This window comes from Bacillaceae bacterium S4-13-56 (assembly GCA_040191315.1).
In the GTDB taxonomy this organism is placed as follows: Bacteria; Bacillota; Bacilli; order Bacillales; family JAWJLM01; genus JAWJLM01.
This window is the reverse complement of sequence record JAWJLM010000076.1, coordinates 1-18,800: the sequence shown is the minus strand read 5'-3', so window position 1 is coordinate 18,800 and position 18,800 is coordinate 1. Positions and strand designations below refer to the sequence as shown.

Annotated in this window: 11 protein-coding genes; 7 read left to right on the top strand and 4 right to left on the bottom strand. The window is 36.6% G+C overall.

Going from position 1 to position 18,800, the window contains the following annotated elements; genetic code table 11:
* Positions 1 to 315 precede the first annotated feature (315 nt).
* Genes RZN25_15485 through RZN25_15465 form a run of 5 tightly spaced genes read left to right on the top strand, consistent with a single transcriptional unit; the run spans position 316 to position 7,800 of the window.
* Positions 316 to 1,464: a glycosyl hydrolase family 8 gene (locus tag RZN25_15485; GenBank protein ID MEQ6378214.1), complete on the top strand. Its 1,149-nt coding sequence runs from the start codon at positions 316 to 318 to the stop codon at positions 1,462 to 1,464.
* Complete coding sequence (locus RZN25_15480) at positions 1,445 to 2,299, top strand: GGDEF domain-containing protein (protein ID MEQ6378213.1); 855 nt, start codon at positions 1,445 to 1,447, stop codon at positions 2,297 to 2,299. Before RZN25_15485 ends, RZN25_15480 begins: the two co-directional genes overlap by 20 nt.
* Positions 2,268 to 4,049, top strand: coding sequence for a DUF2334 domain-containing protein (locus tag RZN25_15475; protein MEQ6378212.1), 1,782 nt, complete (start codon positions 2,268 to 2,270; stop codon positions 4,047 to 4,049). Before RZN25_15480 ends, RZN25_15475 begins: the two co-directional genes overlap by 32 nt.
* Positions 4,042 to 5,316, top strand: a complete 1,275-nt coding sequence (locus tag RZN25_15470) for a glycosyltransferase (GenBank protein ID MEQ6378211.1) — start codon at positions 4,042 to 4,044, stop codon at positions 5,314 to 5,316. The genes RZN25_15475 and RZN25_15470 overlap by 8 nt, the downstream gene beginning before the upstream one ends.
* A gap of 18 nt (positions 5,317 to 5,334) precedes the next feature.
* Entirely contained in the window at positions 5,335 to 7,800 is a 2,466-nt protein-coding gene (locus RZN25_15465) for a cellulose biosynthesis cyclic di-GMP-binding regulatory protein BcsB (GenBank protein ID MEQ6378210.1), read from the top strand.
* Positions 7,801 to 8,046: 246 nt separating this feature from the next.
* On the opposite strand, the gene RZN25_15460 is transcribed toward RZN25_15465, so the two are convergent.
* On the bottom strand, positions 8,047 to 10,026 hold the full coding sequence (locus RZN25_15460) for a S9 family peptidase (GenBank protein MEQ6378209.1): 1,980 nt from the start codon (positions 10,024 to 10,026) through the stop codon (positions 8,047 to 8,049).
* Positions 10,027 to 10,449: 423 nt separating this feature from the next.
* Here RZN25_15460 and RZN25_15455 point away from each other — a divergent pair, with 423 nt between their 5' ends.
* A complete protein-coding gene (locus RZN25_15455; GenBank protein ID MEQ6378208.1) occupies positions 10,450 to 10,998 on the top strand; it encodes a hypothetical protein in 549 nt (182 codons plus the stop codon).
* A gap of 143 nt (positions 10,999 to 11,141) precedes the next feature.
* Here RZN25_15455 and RZN25_15450 read toward each other — a convergent pair whose 3' ends face one another.
* Positions 11,142 to 11,933 carry a TerC family protein gene (locus RZN25_15450; protein ID MEQ6378207.1) on the bottom strand — a complete coding sequence of 264 codons (792 nt, stop codon included), beginning with the start codon at positions 11,931 to 11,933 and terminating at the stop codon, positions 11,142 to 11,144.
* 521 nt (positions 11,934 to 12,454) lie between these two features.
* Here RZN25_15450 and RZN25_15445 point away from each other — a divergent pair.
* Entirely contained in the window at positions 12,455 to 13,195 is a 741-nt protein-coding gene (locus RZN25_15445) for a phosphatase PAP2 family protein (protein MEQ6378206.1), read from the top strand.
* Between the two features lie 553 nt (positions 13,196 to 13,748).
* Here the strand turns inward: RZN25_15445 and RZN25_15440 are convergent.
* A complete protein-coding gene (locus RZN25_15440; GenBank protein ID MEQ6378205.1) occupies positions 13,749 to 15,809 on the bottom strand; it encodes an immune inhibitor A in 2,061 nt (686 codons plus the stop codon).
* A gap of 474 nt (positions 15,810 to 16,283) precedes the next feature.
* A complete protein-coding gene (locus RZN25_15435) occupies positions 16,284 to 18,413 on the bottom strand; it encodes an SEC-C metal-binding domain-containing protein (GenBank protein ID MEQ6378204.1) in 2,130 nt (709 codons plus the stop codon).
* Positions 18,414 to 18,800 lie beyond the last annotated feature (387 nt).

The window sequence follows — 18,800 nt, the reverse complement described above, 5'->3', positions numbered from 1 at the left end:
AGCTTTTACGGCATAAGTATCTATTTTCTTTAAGGAATTCAAAAATGTTCACCCACAAATACCCCCCACCTCTAAAATACCTTAATAACTAAGATATCTTCCTTAAAGAAGTATATTATTTGGTGATGTAGAACTATAGAAAAATTCATTTCACTTAAGATTTGAGGTCGAGATATTACAGCCGATTCATGTGGGATAAATACCATTACCCCTGCCAAAAGATATAGACTTTCGACAATCTCCATAATGTGTTTTACAATTAAACCTAACTAATATATATTATAAATAGGAATTTTTAACTAGGAGGAGAGTTGGTTGAAAAGATACAAGTACTTGTTTTTCACCTTATTAATTTTAGTCATTTGTATCACCGTTCCTATACTAGTTATTTTCTCCCTCTCTAATGATGATGATCATACCCAACTTTCTATATCAGAACCGTCTGTTAATGAACTAATAGTAGAAACCTTTATTAAGAATTGGATGTTTAACTCGAATGGAACAATGAAAACAAATCTCCAAGATTATCCTTCTAAAAATCCCGAAATCGCTAGAGGCGAAGATGCCTTATCAGAATCTTTGGGGCTCTGGATGCTTTACGCACTCGAAAAAAAAGATTCAATCATGTTTGAATCTGCTTACGTGACCTTGAAAGAACATTTCCTTACAAAAGAGCATCTAGTTCTTTGGAAAGTGTCCTCCAATAAAAAAGAGGAAATATATACAAACGCCCTAATAGATGATCTTAGAATCATAGAAGCATTAATGGCAGCAACCGACTTATGGGGAATAAAAAAATATAGTGAGGAAGCTGAAGCTATTGGAAAAAATATTGTAAAACACCAGATTTCCAATAATTATTTTACGGATTACTATGACTCAAAAGTAATGAAAGAGGCAGACATACTCACATTATCTTATTTAAAACCAAAAGCTATTCATTATTTGATGGATTCAGGGCAAATAGACGATAAACTTTTCAATACATCTATGGATTTACTAAAAAATATACCTTATGAGTATCCCTTTTACCCAAAACGTCTTCATATAATAGAAGAAACCTACGAGTTTGAAGACGAGATAAATTTAATTGACCAAGTATATATCGCTTACCATCAAGCACAGATAAAACATATCAACCAAGACTTTTTAAACTTTTTAAAACAAGAGTTTCATAAAGAAGGGGCTTTATTTGGAAGGTATAATAGATCAACTAATCTACCAACTGTAAACTATGAGTCCCCTGCTTTGTATGGGCTAACGATTTTGTTCGCCTTGGAGTCTAATGAGAATGATTTTGCCAGAGATCTTTACTATCGAATGGTGGAATTTCAAACGAAGAATCCTGAAAGTAAATATTACGGTGGATATATAGATTACAATATTGAAGATTCACATATCTTTGATAATGTAATTCCTTTACTTGCAGAGAGGAAACTGATAAATGAAGGAGTTCTTCAATAGAAAAAACCAATTGTTTATTTATTTTTCAATACTCCAGGTCATAATCTTAGGTTTAACTATCTTTTCTGTGAGTCAGCCTTCTTCCATTCGTACCATTATTGTTTCCTTTCTTATTTCTCTCTTTACGATAGGGATTGGGATATGGAAAGGTCCTACTCATAGCTTAGCATTTAGCCTTCTCTCTATCTTTTTGATAGGAAGTTATTGGTTCTGGACGACATGGAGGGGACATTCTGTCATAGAAATGGAGTTCTCTAACCAGTTAGTTTGGCTCGTTTCCTATTTAATAACTGCCATTTTAGCTGGGCTAATTCATCAAACGACCGTTTCTTTACACAAAGAAAATGTAGAAATGAAAGCAAAATATAACGAATTAGTTTCCATTGATCCTAATACGGGATTTAATAATCGTAAACGTTTTTTCTTTGAACTTGAGCAAGAATTTAAACGATCTGAAAGGTATGGATCCCACCTTTCCTTGCTTTGCTTTCAAATAGACTATCTAGAGCAATTTAAAACTCTATACGGTTTAAAAGAATTTGATTTTTTGATGATGAGCATAGCAAAAAAAGTGCAGAATCAAGTTCGTGCAAGTGATAGCCTATTCCGAATTGAGGATAGAATAATTGGAGTCCTTTTAAAGGAAACATCCGAGGACAATATTCAATATGTCATTGACAAACTGGAACAAGCTCTCACCGAGCACACACTTTCAAATCATCAAAAACAGATTAATCTAACCTTATCATTTGGTCATAGTAGTTATAAGAAGGACATGGGAGATTATAAGGAGATGTATTCCATTGTGGAAGAACAACTTAACAATAATTTATAAAGGGACATCCTTAAATATATTACCAGTGTTCTTACTCATTACCCTATTATTTCCTTTGAACTCCTTAGCTGAAACACCGGCTTCATTTCCTGCAGAAGATAGCAATCAAAAGGTGGTAGTTGTATACAGTGATGACTATACTCTTGGGGAGGATAACTTAAAGCAGTTGGATATACTGTTGGGCCATTTTTCGACTAATATTCAATTTATCCAAGACAGAAATGTTAGGTCAGAAGATTTAGACGATACATCACTTCTCTTTTATTATGGTCTACAACAAGGCACTGTTGATTCTAATTTTATAAAATTAGTTTCAAGTTTTGATGGTACCTTTGTTGTCATAGGCCACAATATAAGCCAGTTTCCAACGAGGTCTTCCTTTTTAGAAATAGGAGACCCCATTTGGATTAATCAAATATCGGACAAATCTAATGAAACTGACAAAATCATGCTTAGTGGTCGCTTTTCTATGAACCATATTAAAAATTACTCCTTTGACTCAAAAGTATTGTTAACGGGATGGGTTGGGAAGGAACCATATCCTCTTCTCATAAAAAATGAACAAACTTATTTTTATTCTAGTGAATTCTTAGATGCTCCTTTTTCTTATCTTTTTACTGAAAAGTTATTTGAAATATTTGATGTTCCAAAAAAAAAGGAACATTTAGCCTATATAAGATTAGAAGATATACATCCACTTTCAGACCCAAAGCTTCTTAAAGAAATCGGTCACTATTTGTGGGAAAAAGAAATACCCTATCTGATTGCTGTCATCCCAGTCTATACTTCACCAGAAATTAATGGTGAAATTCACTATAAAGATAAGCCGGAAATGGTGGAGGTTTTAAAGTATTTACAAGACCATGGTGGTACCATTATATTGCATGGTTATTCTCATAAATATCGAGACACTGAAACAGGAGAAGGTTTTGAATTTTGGGATGTAAAAAACAACCATCCTATCTATAATCCTTTTTCTCAAAATTTCAATTTGAAAGAAAGAAATGATTTTGATACATATGATGAATTTCAGCAGTATAAGGAAGATTTACAGAAGTATGAAAAGAATTACACTGAATCTAAGATAGAAAAAGGGATACAAGAGCTCGTTGATCTTGGCTTATATCCATTAGGTTTTGAGCCTCCACATTATACGATGTCGCAAAATGGATACAAAATCCTATCCCAATATTTTTCTCATTTCTTTGGACAGGTACAACTAAGTGATAAAGACTGGGAGATAACATATACCTCCCCTCTTTTAACAAAACCGAAGATGTTAAATGGTATGGTCCTTTATCCTGAAACGATTGGATTCTATGATCCAGGGTCTGTTACATCTTATATGGATATCTATGAAAAATTAAGTCTAGTCACAAAAACGACGAATGGGTTCATTGGCTTTTTTTATCACCCATATATCGGACTAGATTCTTTAAAACCAATTGTGGAGCAATTAGAACAAGTAGAAAATATAAAATGGATCGATCTCAAAAAGCAATTAGTTCATGTAACAACTCCTTATAAATCTATAACTACAAATACTAAGGGTGGAATTTCAGTTAGCGACCAAACACCCTTACAAAAAAAACTTATTCAAAATATTGATCTAAGCCCATTCGAAATGATTCTTTGGGGAATTGTCAGCCTTGTATCGATAACAATCATTATATTTTTAACTTATACTTTCTATTTAAGGTCAGGGTTAAGAAAAAGCCTATTTAAAGAAAGGGATGCATCCGATGGCTAATCAACTATTTATATATTCTCTTTCTATCATATGGGTCATGCTTTTGTACCATATGTTTCTGATGCAAGGTGGATATCAATATTCCCTTACCCACTTTAAGCCGATAGAGGAATGGAAAAGAAAAAATATCACTCTACCAAAGGTAAGTATCTTAATCCCAGCATATAATGAGGAAATAGTCATAGATAAAACGATTCGGGCTATGACTAGGTTAAATTACCCAAAGGAAAAACTAGAAGTTATTATAGTAAACGACAATTCACAAGATCAAACAGGAGCAATCCTTGATCAATACGCTGAACTATATCCCTATATTGTCCCCGTCCATAACAAACCTCCCTTTTCTGGAAAAGGGAAATCTGGGGCATTAAATGCCGGGTTAAATCATGCAAGTGGCGAGATTATTATCGTTTATGATGCTGACAACGTGCCCGAAAAGGATGCTGTATACAATCTGGTGTTAGCCCTTCTAAATGATCCTAAAGCCGGTGTGGTAGTTGGAAAATTTAGAGTGAATAATGCCAAGAAAAATCTTCTGACATCATTTATCAACATCGAGACGATCTGTTTTCAATGGATGGCACAAGCAGGCCGTTGGAATTGGTTTAAAATGACTACTATTCCTGGTACTAATTTTGCTATACGTCGAGAAATAATCCAACAATTGAACGGATGGGATGAAAAGGCACTAGCTGAAGATACAGAGTTAACCATTCGTGTCTATAACTTAGGATACTATATTCGATTCTTCCCAGCAGCTATCACTTGGGAACAGGAGCCCGAATCTCTTAAAGTATGGTGGAAGCAAAGAACACGATGGGCCCGCGGAAATCAATATGTTATTTTAAAATTCATTTGGAGATGGCTTACTCTAAAAAAGAAGAGTATCTTATTCGATTTATTTTACTTCTTTTTTACTTATTTTTTATTCTTTTCCGGAGTTATCATTTCCAACGTTATCTTAATTGCTAATCTGTTTTTTGATCTGAGATTGGAATTTGGAGTCGTGGCTATTGTTTTATGGGTACTAGCCTACCTTTTATTTATAACAGAAATCATGATTACATTAAGTATTGAAAAAACCGAATTAACGATTAAGAATTTAGCCATTGTATCTATAATGTATTTTACTTATTCCCAATTATGGATTTTGCTTGTCATAAATGCTATATTCCTTGAGATTAAGCGAGTCCTGTTAAGACAAGAAGTGAAATGGTATAAAACAGAACGTTTTGGGGATAGTCCTAAAAACCATCCACCAATGTAATGAAGGGAGGTAGTTGAGTTGAATAAAGATAACGATGGGTTTTTAACAGATGGATCATCCATACCTCCTAGAAAAAAGAAATTCAAAAAGAAAAAAAGAAGTTTTTTTTCAAAAAAAAGTATAATTATAGTTATGATATTGATCATTGGGATTGGAATTTGGCAGAAACAGAACTTGATTCAATTTTGGGAGGATTATGTAGACCCTCTTTTTTCTAGTGAGAATGATCCCACCAATATCAGCACAAATTCTGATGTTAAGCCTTCCTCCATTGACCAGGGGACAAATGTGCAAACCGGCCAAGAGAGTGAACCTAAGAATGATAGCCCTACAAATTCTGATGAAGAGGACAGAGAAAATGTCACAAATTCTCCGTTGAGTTTTAGCATTTATACGCCTAAAGAATATAAGGATCTTAAACAAAATAAGGAAAAATCTATCACAATAGGTCAAGCTATCCCTTTCTTAAATCAGCAAATGGTTACTCTAAATGGGGTGGATGAAACAAGGGACTTTTATTATGAGGTACCTATTTCTGACGTTGCTGACGATAATTATATTGAATTGGTCGTTAGTCATTCTGATCTTTTAGATCCAAAGAAATCAACATTAACTATTATGATTGATGATGTGCCTATCAAAAGCATTCTGTTAACAAAAGAAAACCAAGATCAGTCAAAAATAAAAATACCTTTATCGAAAGAAAATCTTAGTTCCGGGTTTCACAAAATCACCTTAAATAGTCACGGTTACATTTCGGGAGATTATTGTTATGATGAAGAAAACCCTGCCAATTGGGTCAAAATTCATCCAACTTCTTATGCTTTTATAGACACACAAGAAACTATAGTACGAGACGATTTGTTAGGAGATTTTCCCTATCCATTTATACAGACAGGTACTCCCCAAGTTATTTACGGGACTATAGTCATACCAGACCATCCATCTTCTGAAATTATAAATTCAGCACTAAATCTTTCCAGTTATTTGTCATCACTCACTCTTACAAATTCAGGATTTCCAATTGTTACGGAGTCTGAGTGGATGGAAGATGATGAATTAAAACACACCATCGCTATTGGTAGTATGGAGAGCTGGAAAGGAAATGTGAAGCAAATTGTTAACACAAAAAAGATTAAAGTGGAGAAAAATCATTTATTGCTAGAAAATCTTTACCTTAGTGATGAAGAAACTACTAAACAAATGTTATTGGTCACAGCATCAAATAATCATTTGATAGAATCCAATATTCACGTACTGTTTGACTCTGAATTGGATGTGCAATTAACCGGAAATTCATTAACCCTTGATCAAGTTCCAAGCACAAGCAAGGAAAAGAACAATTTTGAGACACTAGAAGCTATTGGATTTGAAAACCAATTACTAACATTAGAAAAGAAGGAAACCAACTCTTACTACCTAACCATCCCGTCCTACTGGAAAATCAATGAGGATAGTTATTTGGATTTAATGATAAAAGCGTCTCCTTCTTTTTTAAACCAATCAGAGTTAACACAAGAAATGGATGAACAGGGCCTTCTCACCATCTTAGTTAACAATACACCTTATGGAGTCTCATTAAATCAGGTAATAGAAACAAAAGATGATGCTGGTTTTTATCATTATAAACTTCCTCTTACAGAGAAGTTATTGGAAAACAGTACATCTTTAGAAATCAAATTTACTTCTTCTTTAGATGATCGATATGGTTGTTCTGATGACGAAAACAACCTATGGGTATTTATTGATAATCAAAGCAAATTTCATTTTAATTATGAGATAGCAGATAGCGATAACTTTTTGTACTGGCCAGCAGCTTATATAAATAACTCAAACCCAACTTCACTAGCTATCCTTATCCCAGGAAAAAAAGTCACTAGTGACATACTATCTCAGCTATCTATTCTTTATAGCCGTATGCCATCACAAGCGAGGATGAAATTAAATGCGACCATTATTCAAGGAACCCCTTCAAAAGAAGAAGAAAATGCTTTGCGTCAATTAGACGTGATTGTCTTGGGAAATTTAACGGATTATGAGTTCCTGAATGAAAAAAGAAAAGAATCCAGTATCAAATGGAATCAGGAGGGAATTAATCTAGCGAGTTACAGTTTTATTAATGAAACAACGGACTATGTCACATGGATGGAACCTTCCCTTTGGAATAAAGAAAAAGTCATGACAGTATTTGCTCGTATGGAAAATCAAGATACTTATATCCATCAAGATTTGTTAACTTATCTACTTGAACAAAAAGATAATGTGGATATTGTCGTGAGAAACAAGGCTGGAGAGTATTTCTCTTCGAATCTAAATGGAGAGGTAAAACAAGAGAGCAGTAATGTTAACTCGCAAGAACAAATAGAATCCCAAAATGACCCACAAGAAAGTATATCAGGAGTAATTTGGCTCTATTTCATTGGCATATTGTTGGGGGGCATTCTCCTTTTCCTATTTTTCTTAAGGAAGAAGAAAATAGATTAACCATAAAAGCAAAACCCATCCCGCGATTACTGAAATGCAGGATGGGTTTTTGTTTTTTTGCTAAATTGTACTATTGTTCTTTAATTTTATTGCACGACCTTCTCTTCTACCTCTTTTTCTACTCTTCGAATAGGAAGAAGACTTCCAATAAGAGGGATTGCAGACTGTAGCAACGAGGGTCCTGTCCCTCCGGGGATTCCTTGCCCCACCGGGGTTCCTGTCCTTCCGGGGGTTCCTGTCCTCAGTTTACAGGTGTTCGTTAAACCATCCGACAATTTCGTTTAGTCGGGCGATTCTTAGGTTGGGGTTTCCGTTTCTTGATAGTTCGTGGTTGGATTCTGGAAAACGTATGAGTTTGGTTGTTTTTCCTTGGTGTTTTAGGGCAACGTAGAGTTGTTCTCCTTGCTCAATAGGACAGCGATAGTCTTTTTCACTGTGCAAAATCAATAATGGAGTTTCTACATTTTTTACATAGCGCAATGGGGAGTGCTTCCACAACATATCTTGATCTCCTAGCAAGTCTGTCTTCATTTCCCATTCTGTGAAAAAGTATCCGATGTCACTCACCCCATAAAAGCTGATCCAGTTGCTGATGGAACGCTGGGTAACAGCAGCTTTAAAACGGTTTGTATGACCAACGATCCAGTTCGTCATAAACCCTCCATAGCTTCCACCGGTAACCCCCACTCGATCAGCATCAATCCAGTTAAAATTCTCCACAGCATAGTCAACGGCATCCATTAAATCATGGTAGTCTCCTCCTCCATAGTCGCCACGTACTGCATCAACAAACTCTTGGCCGTATCCGTGACTTCCTCGGGGGTTGATATATAGAACTCCATAACCTTTTGATGTAAGAACCTGAAACTCGTGCATGAAGCCGTGGCTGTACATCATATGTGGACCACCATGGATTTCAAGGACTAATGGATATTTTTCACCCTCTTTGTATCCTACTGGTTTCATAACCCAACCCTCAAGGGACCAGCCATCTCGGGCTTGAAACACGATTTGCTCCGGCACGGAGATGGACCTTTCTTTTAAAAGAGCGGCGTTGGACTCTCTCAGGCGAGTTTCCTTACCGCTCTCAATATCAAAAAGGAAGAGATCTCCTGGTACGTCTGCTCGGCTGATGGCGAGCACAGCTTGGTTCTCGCTATCTGATAGGCTAAAAGCATAGACTTGGTGAGAACCACTCGTTATAGGTACTATTTTTCCTACCAAATCAACCGTATAGAGTTGGGTTTCCCCGTTTTCACTGGCGAGAAAGAAAAGCTTATGCCCATTGGTGCTCCAGATGGCGCCTTTGTTTCCTGCTCCGGTTCCCATGTCGTTGATGGCGACATCGTCGGCTTGGACGTCCCAGTCTTGGGTTAGAGACGCCATTTCTTTAGTCTCAAGATTTAATAAATGAATTCGTGTTAGTGTTGCATTGGAGTATTCGCGTCTGTTACCGAGAATAGAGAGCTTTGTTCCGTCTGGTGAGTAGTTTGGTGTGTGGTATACTCCTCCACTGTCGGTGAGTTTGGTTAGTTTGTTGTCAGCTAAGTTTATTTCATAGATATCTGAAATTAAGTTCCTGTCTGGATCGTCTGATCGATCAGCACTAAAAGCGATTTTGTTCCCATTTAGTGAAAAAGTTCCACCTTCATGGTCGAATGGTCCGTCTGTGAGCTGGGTTGTTTCTCCGGTTGCTACGTCCACTAAAATTAGCTGACTATACTTGTCTTCAAAAAATCCAGAAGCATCTGATTTATAGGCAAGCCGTGTAGTGATGTAGGGTTTAAGTTCGTTGTCTTTTTCGTCGTCTTTTTTAGGCTGATCGTTTATGGATTCGTCTTCAGCCAATGAAGTTGTGACAAGAATCTTTTGACCGTCTGGAGACCACACAGGTTGAGAGGCTCCGTTTGGAAAATCTGTTAATGGACGAGCTTCTCCCCCATTTGCTTGGATAAGCCAAATTTGGCCTTTTCCAGATCGGTCGGAAACAAAAGCAATGGTTTTACCATCTGGAGACCAGCATGGAGATGAGTCCTTAGAGTTTCCTTGTGTAAAACGATTGACTTGCTTGGTTTCAATATTTTGTATGTATAGACTTGATTCGTATTTCTTTTTTTCATTAATGGTACGCTGAATAAACACAAGCTGCTTTCCATCTGGTGAAATCTGTGGATCTGAAATAAATGTAAAATTTAGTAAATCTTCCGCACTAAATCCTTTTGCCATGACAAGACCACCTTCTACTATATTTTGTTGGTCAATTTACAGACTAGACAGGGAGCTAATCCCTCGTCCAAAAAATTGTCCTAGTTTAAGTATATAGAGATTCGTTAAGAAGTAAAAGTGATGAGGTTGGATGGTATGTGTCTAGGAATAGTTTAACTACCGTTAAAAAATCAAACATCCCCTTACCTCTCATGCTTAACATCGGGTTTATCTTGTTCTCGGCTGTACTATTATCTAGTTGGACAAGTAAAACCAGTTCCATCAGTTTAAAGCAATTTATATTCTATGCTAAAAAGGCTTAAACAATTTATTGATAGGAATCCTAATTTATGAGCAAAGTAAAGTCAAACCATGGATTAGATTAGTAGGGGAGAGTGTGTTTAAATGAACCTGCCATTACTCCCAATAAATGAGGGTATATTTATGAATGTTTCAGTTGATAAAATAACTTTTTCTGACCATAAGAAAAAAACATATCAATCTCCCTGGGCTGCACTTTTGTGGTCTATTGCCATTCCTGGTTTTGGCCAATTTTATAATAGAGATTATTTCCTTGGCTTGTTATTGATCGGATGGGAAGTATTAGTTAACTTGCAAGCAAACGTGAATGAGTCTATTTTGTATTCATTTAACGGAGAATTATATAAGGCTTATGAAGTATCTGACCTTTCTTGGGGGTTGTTTTATCCTGCAGTATTTTGTTATTCCATTTGGCAAGCTTTTAATAAAGCATTAAAGATGAATGTTGAAAACAGTGTCGAGGGAGAAAATATACTATTAAGACCACACCTCACCGGATTCTTTTTCGGAATGACTATTGGTATGGATTTTGGATTAATTTGGAGTTTTTTTATTAGTCCTGTGTTTAGTGGACTTTCTTTAGGGTTGATCCTTGGATATATCGGACATCAAATAGAAAAAGGAATTCTAAGGAAAAAAGGGATTGAGGATGAAAGGATTAACAGGATATAAAATCATGTACGGAGGAAGCCATGATTATTATAACCCTAATAGTTATCGTGGTATATATGCTACTGGTGAAAAAAGATGTAGCCGGACATGGAATGTCATGTCCGGCTATTTTTAAGCATTATTAAGACTTAACCCTGTCCCTATTATACAGAGTCTTCATTTGTTTTATCATTTTCTTGTTTATCCTTATTTGCTGTTCTGCCTGAAAGGAACCAGCCTGCAACGGCCGTCCCTAGGAGTACTCCCCAGAAAGTGATTGTCCATGGAGTTCCGTGTGGAAATTCATGTGGCAACACACCTACCTTTTCATGTGAAAGGGTAATCACTGCAAGTTTTACACCTACCCAAGCTACAATAAGATAAGCTGTCGTTTCCAAGCCGGGACGATCGTTGAGTAACTTCACAAATAATGTCGCCGCATATTTGATTAAAATTAACCCTGCAATTCCTGCTAAGACAACGACCGCAAATTTAGCCCCGTCCATTCCACCAAAATTACCTAATGGAGAGTCTGGTAGTGCTAGTGCAAGGGCTACTGCAGCTAAGATAGAGTCAATAGCAAATGCTAAATCAGCTATACCAATCTTTCCCACTGTTGACCAAAAGCCTTTTCCTGCTGTATTTTTATCCTCTTCCTCATCCTGGCCCTTTCCCATCCAATTGCCAATCACATGTTTAAGCCCCAAGTAAATTAAATAAGCAGCACCTATCGCTTGAACTTGCCATACGTTCGCTAAAAATGAAATGGCAAAAATGGCTCCAAATCGAAAAACAAACGCCATAATGATACCGTAGTTAATGGCCTTCTTTTTCTGATCATCTGGTAAATGTTTTGCAATAACGGCTAGAACTAGTGCGTTATCCGCAGATAATAATCCTTCAAGAACAATAAGTACTAATAAAGTCCATCCATATTCTAACCATATAGATTCCAAATCAGTTTCCCCTCTCTGATAGATAAGTATAGTAGGTAGAGCAGTAGGTAAAACTCGGTTTTAGCAATACTAATTGACCGAGTTCTCTTTTTATTTGCCCTTTAACCCTTTGAGGATTTAAAGAACATTAGAAAAACTCGGTTATCGCCAAGGTCTAATGGCGATAGCTTCGTTTTTCTTTTACTATCAACTGCTGAAACTTTTAAATATTGACAGTAAAAAAAGAGACCTCTGCCCTGGTAGGCAAAGGTCTTGCTAACAACTTTTCAGTCGCCAGTAATGCCGAGAGTATCTTTGTACTCTGTAATGACGACAATTACTGTAAAAGCTACTCCCCTTATACTTCTAATGATAAAGGATATCAAAAAATGCAGCATTTGTATAGTGAAAAATAGAGGAATTCTTCACTCGTCTTCATCCATTTAATCATGTATATTGTTTAATCATGGAGAATAATAAGAAGTGCATTTGATCAATTTATGTCACAAGTCAAACTCCGTTTCAGGAAGGAGTGATGAAAAATGGATGAACAGCAGGCAAAAAAAGTGAAATTCCCTGTCCTAATTGTCTTAGCTGGTCTAATCGTTATTAGTTTATTTACCTATATTTTTATTGAAATAGGAGAGGAACTGCTCGGATCAGAAATTAAGGCATTTGACTCGACGATCATTGATTTTTTAAAAACGATTGAAACAGATTTACTCGATCAGATGATGATCCTTGTTACAGAACTAGGATCGGTATGGTTTTTAACTGCTATGTGTATCTTAGTTATACTTTTACTTTGGTTTCGAGCCAATGATTGGTGGGGAATTGGAGCCTTTATTGTAGCTAATGGGGGTGGCGCTCTCCTAACTCAAGTTTTAAAAGAATATTATAACAGAGGAAGACCATCCATAAATCCGGAAATTGATGCGATTGGTTATAGTTTTCCAAGTGGGCACTCCATGGGATCTCTTATCTTTTATGGATTTACGATTTACCTTGTCTTAAGGAGTAACCGATCAAAAACTTTAAAAACCCTTTATATAACGATTGCTGGTTTGCTTATATTTTTCATCGGTTTTAGTCGCATTTATTTAGGTGCTCATTTTCCGAGTGATGTTCTTGCTGGGTACCTAGCAGGAACGGCGTGGATGATGTTATGTATCTTGGCGCTGGAATGGATAGAATGGCAAAATCATTATCATATTCGTCCATTTCATGCGATGCGAAATTTTTTCATCCGCAGGTTTCATGAAAAACCAAGGAGTAACGGCTAGCCCAAAATGTAGTGGTTATTAAGAAAAGTGCAAGCGCCCTTCGAAACAAGAAAAGCACTTGTTTCTGCGAAGTAAATCTAAGTAGCTTTCCTTAGTGTGATTGCTCGGGGCAAAAACTCAGAAGATTACTCGCTGAAGCTAGACAGATTTTATACTTTATTATCTATCAAAATAGAGAACCCCTTTTTTTTACTCGAACATATAAAGCTGATACTATAATAAAGGGAAATAAACATCTTTCCCCTAAGATAATGGAAAATGATCATGTCAAGAAAAAGGCAGGAAAGACATCAGGAATTTTCCTTGCTTTTTATCCTTGGTTTCCTCCTCATTTGGAGGATTGTGCAACCCTATACAGTCCATGTGGAAAAAAAAGCCGTTTATATCCATATGGAATCCCGGTGTTGAATTTAGCAATTTCCCAATTAGAATGAGATTACGTTTTCAGTTGGAGTCGGTGTAGGGCTATATGAAGATATGAACTCTGGAAAAGATAACCTGACTAAAAGGAAAAGGGCAAACGAAAGCTCGTTTCCCCTTTTTCTTTTTAAAATTATTTTTTATTATTACTCTTCATAACTACCTCATAATCATAAGTAGCACTACCGCCTTGACCTGGTTCAGGAGCGTAAGTAACCATCATGAGTACTTTAGAGTATTTGGAGCTTCTTAGCATATCGCCAAGTTCCAACTTGTCTCCTTCACTCATGTTTAGTAGATCTGGAAACTTAATCACTTTAACATGATTGTCTTGACCTTTTGCATTTCCTTTCATGTAACCCACAAAAGAAACTTGGTAGTTAACGTAGTTCTTAGTTGCTTCCGCTAAGCTCATGAAGCCATCAGTAGAGGTCATTGGATCGATGTTCTCTCCATTTAGCATAAGGTTAGATAAATACCAGCCCGGATCATTATAAGCCCAGTCTGTCATGTATCGGAATCCTAAAAGTATCTCTTGACCTGCATATTCAGATAGATCAAAGGATTCTGTAGTCCATCCACCGGAGTCTCCTGTAAACCCTGGGAGATTTGCTTTTACATTTGGATGTCCGTCTTCGACCACATCAGATCTTGTATTTTCGTTTTCTAAAGAAACCCATGTTTCTCCATTATCCGTTGACACTTGAACTGCACCAAAGTCCCATTGTTCTTCAATTAAATACTTTGTTTCAAAAGATAGGACTGGATTTGTTTCTCCTGTTAAATCAAGCTCTTTAATTAAAAAGTTATCTGCTTGATGCCCTTCATTACCCCAAAGAACTTCTCCTTTTTCTGAATCCGTTACTGTTGTCCAGCTTGTGCCAAGGAAATCAATACCTTTAAAATAAAGATGATCAATTTTCTTGTCAGGTGTAATAAATTTCACATCAGTTCCCCAAGCAGGTGCATATAGATCAGATTCTACCGCAGCATCCAAGTTAGGGTTGACATTAATTGAATCAAAATTATATGTTCCACCATCTCCTTGATATTTACCATCAAGCATTAAAGCCAACATGAAATCCTGATAAACATCATTAAAGTCTCTGTCACCACCCATTTCTTCTAAAACAGCATTAATACTATCGATACCTTGTAGTTGGTTTTTGAATTCCTTTTGAATAAATTCTTGTCCATACTGCTCATATAGATATAGCTGGAATAGATAAGCAATTCCATAGTCTCCTAGAATTTGCAGTCCACCCTGATCCTCCCAAAGTGTTAAGGAATTTTTTAGATTTTCCATAATGAAGTTAACATGGGAGTCTGAATGACCATATCCAACTAAATACTGAGCAAAATCGGATAAGCCTTCATTAATAAAGTTTTCTTCAGCAGAGTCACTGTCTCGATGAAGTAAATGTTGAAACTCATGAGCGAAAGTTCCTTCATACAAAAATGGTCTTGCTGCATCTGGACCTGTTCGATTTGCCCAATCCAAACTGTCAATTGTCATGACATTGCGGTCTGATAAATCACTTATTGTCGATGAGAAATATCCCGCAATATAGCTAGGGTAATTAGGATCGAAATAATTTTCATCTAAAATGTTATCAACCAGGATAACTACACGCCCAGCGTCGTCTTGATATTCAGGAAGATATCCATGTTCTCCTTTTCTTTCCATTGGAGCTCCAAAAAATTCAACCTCTTGTTCATACATCTTTGTATCAAACTCGTTTAAAAGATAGTTTACTTGCTCATCAGTTACCTCAGCTATACCAGCTTCATTTCGAGGATCTCCTTCAGGATAAGATAGGTTATTTGCAACCCATACCTCTCCATATTTTCCTACACCTTTAAGAGTAAAATTTTTAAAGTAGTAACCCCCACTGAAATTATCTGCTATGATCCATGGTACAACTTTCCCAACATCTTCTAGTGTTACGGATGGCGCAGCTGCCGCTTGTCCACTATCAGAGGAATCTTCTCCGTTGACATCAACTCCACTGAAATCCACTTTGCCACTTGCAATAGCTTCTTCAACGGTCATTGAAAGAAACTCTGAATCTGCCTCTTGGACAATTGGATCAGGATTATACCCAGTTTGTTGGGCAAATCCTGCGGCAGGCAGTAGTGTGCCTACTAATGCAACAATAGATAGTACCGATAAAACTTTTTTGGACTTTCTCATTTAACTCCTCCTTGAATTATTGAGATAATTACATAATACATAATATCAATAATGTTTAGAATATTTTGTCATTTCGTGTTAGTATAATAGACTTTTAATCTTTAAAATCCTACACTTATTGACAAAACTATCAAATATCGATAATTTTCTTACATTTCTAGAGTAATAGGAAGTGCACAAATCAACCCTGTTATTATTACACTTTTTTAGTAAGAAAGAATTCAAAAGAGGATTTGGTATGATGAGTAGACTTTTGGGAGGGAAAAGTTTGGGGAACGAACTCAATTCCCTATTAGATTGACAATTTTCCAACGCTAAAGAATGGATCGATGTCTGCAAAGGATGGGGACAGGGAGAGGAACAAAAAGAAACTTTGGGGACAGGAACTACAGTGCCACTCCATAAATAATACCTGTGGGACAGAAACAGCCTTTATAAGGCAAACTATATCATTTGGTTCCTGTCCCTACAGGTTCATAGACTTACTTTCTCAAGATAGATGATATTCCATGTATTGATTGCTTTACTTTTCCCAATTTCAGCTGACAAAACCATTCCTTCTTCTGCAAAAGGAATAGATTCTCGATTTAAGGAAATAGTGAGGGTTTTCCCCGTTTCCAGATCTTCTGTACTTACACTTTGTTTATTTACTGAGATGATCTTAAAATCTCCTTCCATGACCTTTTCAAAATCATTCCCCATTTGACTAATTAGACTTCCTAACATACTCATTTCTGGATAATATCCCCGGGTGTAATATGGATTTTCTACATTTAATAACTGCACGACATTTAGCATCCTAGGCTCTAAGTTTTTTGCAAGCTCATCCACCTTCTTAGCCACTGCCCTACTCATTTCCCCTTTACTCGCTAGCCACTTTACCAATGCTTTTACTACTGTTAGTAAATCCTTCACCTTCGTCTTACTTACATCCACGTTCATCACAAAAAAGTCATTAGATAAAAACTCTTCCCAAAAATCAACGTCACATTCTTCCCAGCTTTCAAAATCATACCATTCCAATGCTTCCCGGATATCATAAACTCCGTTTCGGTACTTTCTCTCCGTTCCTTCTGCTTTTCCCCTTGTTTTTTGTTTATAAAATTCTACCAAGTCTTTTGTATAAAAATCAGCTAAGGTTTCAGGAGTAAATCCTAGATTTTCATAAAGTGGGATATCAGCTTCGGCTACTACAAAAGCACGCTTTTCTGGGGTAACTTTTTGGAAAGAGGATTTTCGTTGATCTCCTCCTGTTACGAAAGGAGAAAGTTCTAGTCCTAATTCCCTTCTAGCTGTGTTAAAATCAGCTGTTATCTCTACTTGTCCATGTTGTTCTAGTACTAATTTGTATAAATTAAACTCAGACTCTTTAAACCAAACATCAGCTAGGTCAGCTTGTTCCTGGTCCACCAGCTCTCTTAATGTTACGTTTCCAAACATTGGGATTGGCCTGTCTAATTCTTCTACCCAATCACTTTGCGCATAGAGAATGAAATATTCCGGAACATTCTTATCGATGGAAGCTGTCATTTGCTTGACTTCCACCTCCACAGGAACCATCATACGCTCCTCTTGATCATCCACTAGAAGAAGGGAGCCCTCGGCTTTTTCCTCCACTTTTTTCAAAAAGTTATTTACAATTTGTAAATCATAGGAAGTAAAAGTCAACTTATTATTTTTCATTTCAATCGTAGCCAAAACTTCAGCTATACGAACTTCCCCATCTAATTCACTGTCTGTATAAAGGCGAAAATGGTCTAACCAACTAAGTTTTTTAAGTTTTTCATCCCACTGTTCAATCTGAAAGTCTTCCTCATTATATAGAAATTTTTCTGCGCGATCTTTGTTTGGAATGGAAAAAGTGTAGGTGAACTCCGTAATTTCCTTCTCACCCTGACCCTTAGTATAAATAGGCTCCATTGACTTTACTAAGATTTCAGGATAGTGTTCAAACATAATTTCTTCAACTGGCAAATTTGATTCATAGCCTATTTCTTGGATCAGTTCACACGCCTTCAGAAATCCCTGAGGAGTTACAATATTTCTAACACCATTGAAGTAGTACAAATTATCAAGCGGCTCAATTAAAGCGAACGTACTATACCACGGAAGAAACATGGGGATATTTTCTTCCCTTTTACTCATCGGAAAAATTTCTCCAGAAAAATAATCTTTAAACAAATAGCTTTCCTCATTTTGATCGACAGCCTGTAACATACGAGGCTTTAACTCCACCCATGATTTCGTCAATTCACGTTGCTCAGAAGTCAAATAAGTGGCATTTTCTTCTAAAAACCACTCAATTCCTCGTAACCCATTATCATATCGATTAAAAAAATAAAGCCAAAAAGTAAAAAATCCTGTAAAATGTTCTCCGAGGGCGCCATTCGTTCTCTTTTTAAACTCGGATTCCATCAGTTTCATCTCTCTCGTAGAAAAAAGATCAAAAATAAACTCTCCAACCATGTCAACCAGTTCATTTTTCCTACGATAAAAACGTTCCTCCCGCGCCTCACTCAAACGAACCACATTATTCTTACCCAAACAACACTTCTTATACTTTTTACCACTCCCACAAGGACATGGATCATTTCTACCAACCATAAATAAACTCCTTTCTGACACTGTGGGGACAGGAACTACAATGCCATTCCAAAAAAGGTTTCCTATTAGAAAGCGCTAAAACTAGCTGTTGTGCTTTCTTACTTATGCATAAAGCCTATCCCCAAACAAGATGCCTATCATTTCTAAAAGTCATTATACCATCTAGAGATGACATTTTGGGGACAAGACCCACCGAACACTAGAATTTTAAATGTTGGTGGGGGTGTTGGTGGGGGCGTTGGTGGGGGTGGTTCTCACCAGTATTCCATATAGTGGAAAAACCCTTATAAAAGCTGTTGCACCAGACTTCCTTTTTTGTGAGCGTGTTGGCAAGAACCGTCCCTATCAACATTTACGCGAAAATGAATGACACAAGTAAAAACGAGT

Excerpts from the sequence above, each read along its gene's own strand:
- RZN25_15445 (MEQ6378206.1), top strand. The coding sequence starts at position 12,455 with ATGGATGAACAGCAGGCAAAAAAAGTGAAATTCCCTGTCCTAATTGTC.
- RZN25_15455 (MEQ6378208.1), top strand. The coding sequence starts at position 10,450 with ATGAATGTTTCAGTTGATAAAATAACTTTTTCTGACCATAAGAAAAAA.
- RZN25_15440 (MEQ6378205.1), bottom strand. The coding sequence starts at position 15,809 with ATGAGAAAGTCCAAAAAAGTTTTATCGGTACTATCTATTGTTGCATTA.
- RZN25_15460 (MEQ6378209.1), bottom strand. The coding sequence starts at position 10,026 with ATGGCAAAAGGATTTAGTGCGGAAGATTTACTAAATTTTACATTTATT.
- RZN25_15435 (MEQ6378204.1), bottom strand. The coding sequence starts at position 18,413 with ATGGTTGGTAGAAATGATCCATGTCCTTGTGGGAGTGGTAAAAAGTAT.
- RZN25_15480 (MEQ6378213.1), top strand. The coding sequence starts at position 1,445 with ATGAAGGAGTTCTTCAATAGAAAAAACCAATTGTTTATTTATTTTTCA.
- RZN25_15470 (MEQ6378211.1), top strand. The coding sequence starts at position 4,042 with ATGGCTAATCAACTATTTATATATTCTCTTTCTATCATATGGGTCATG.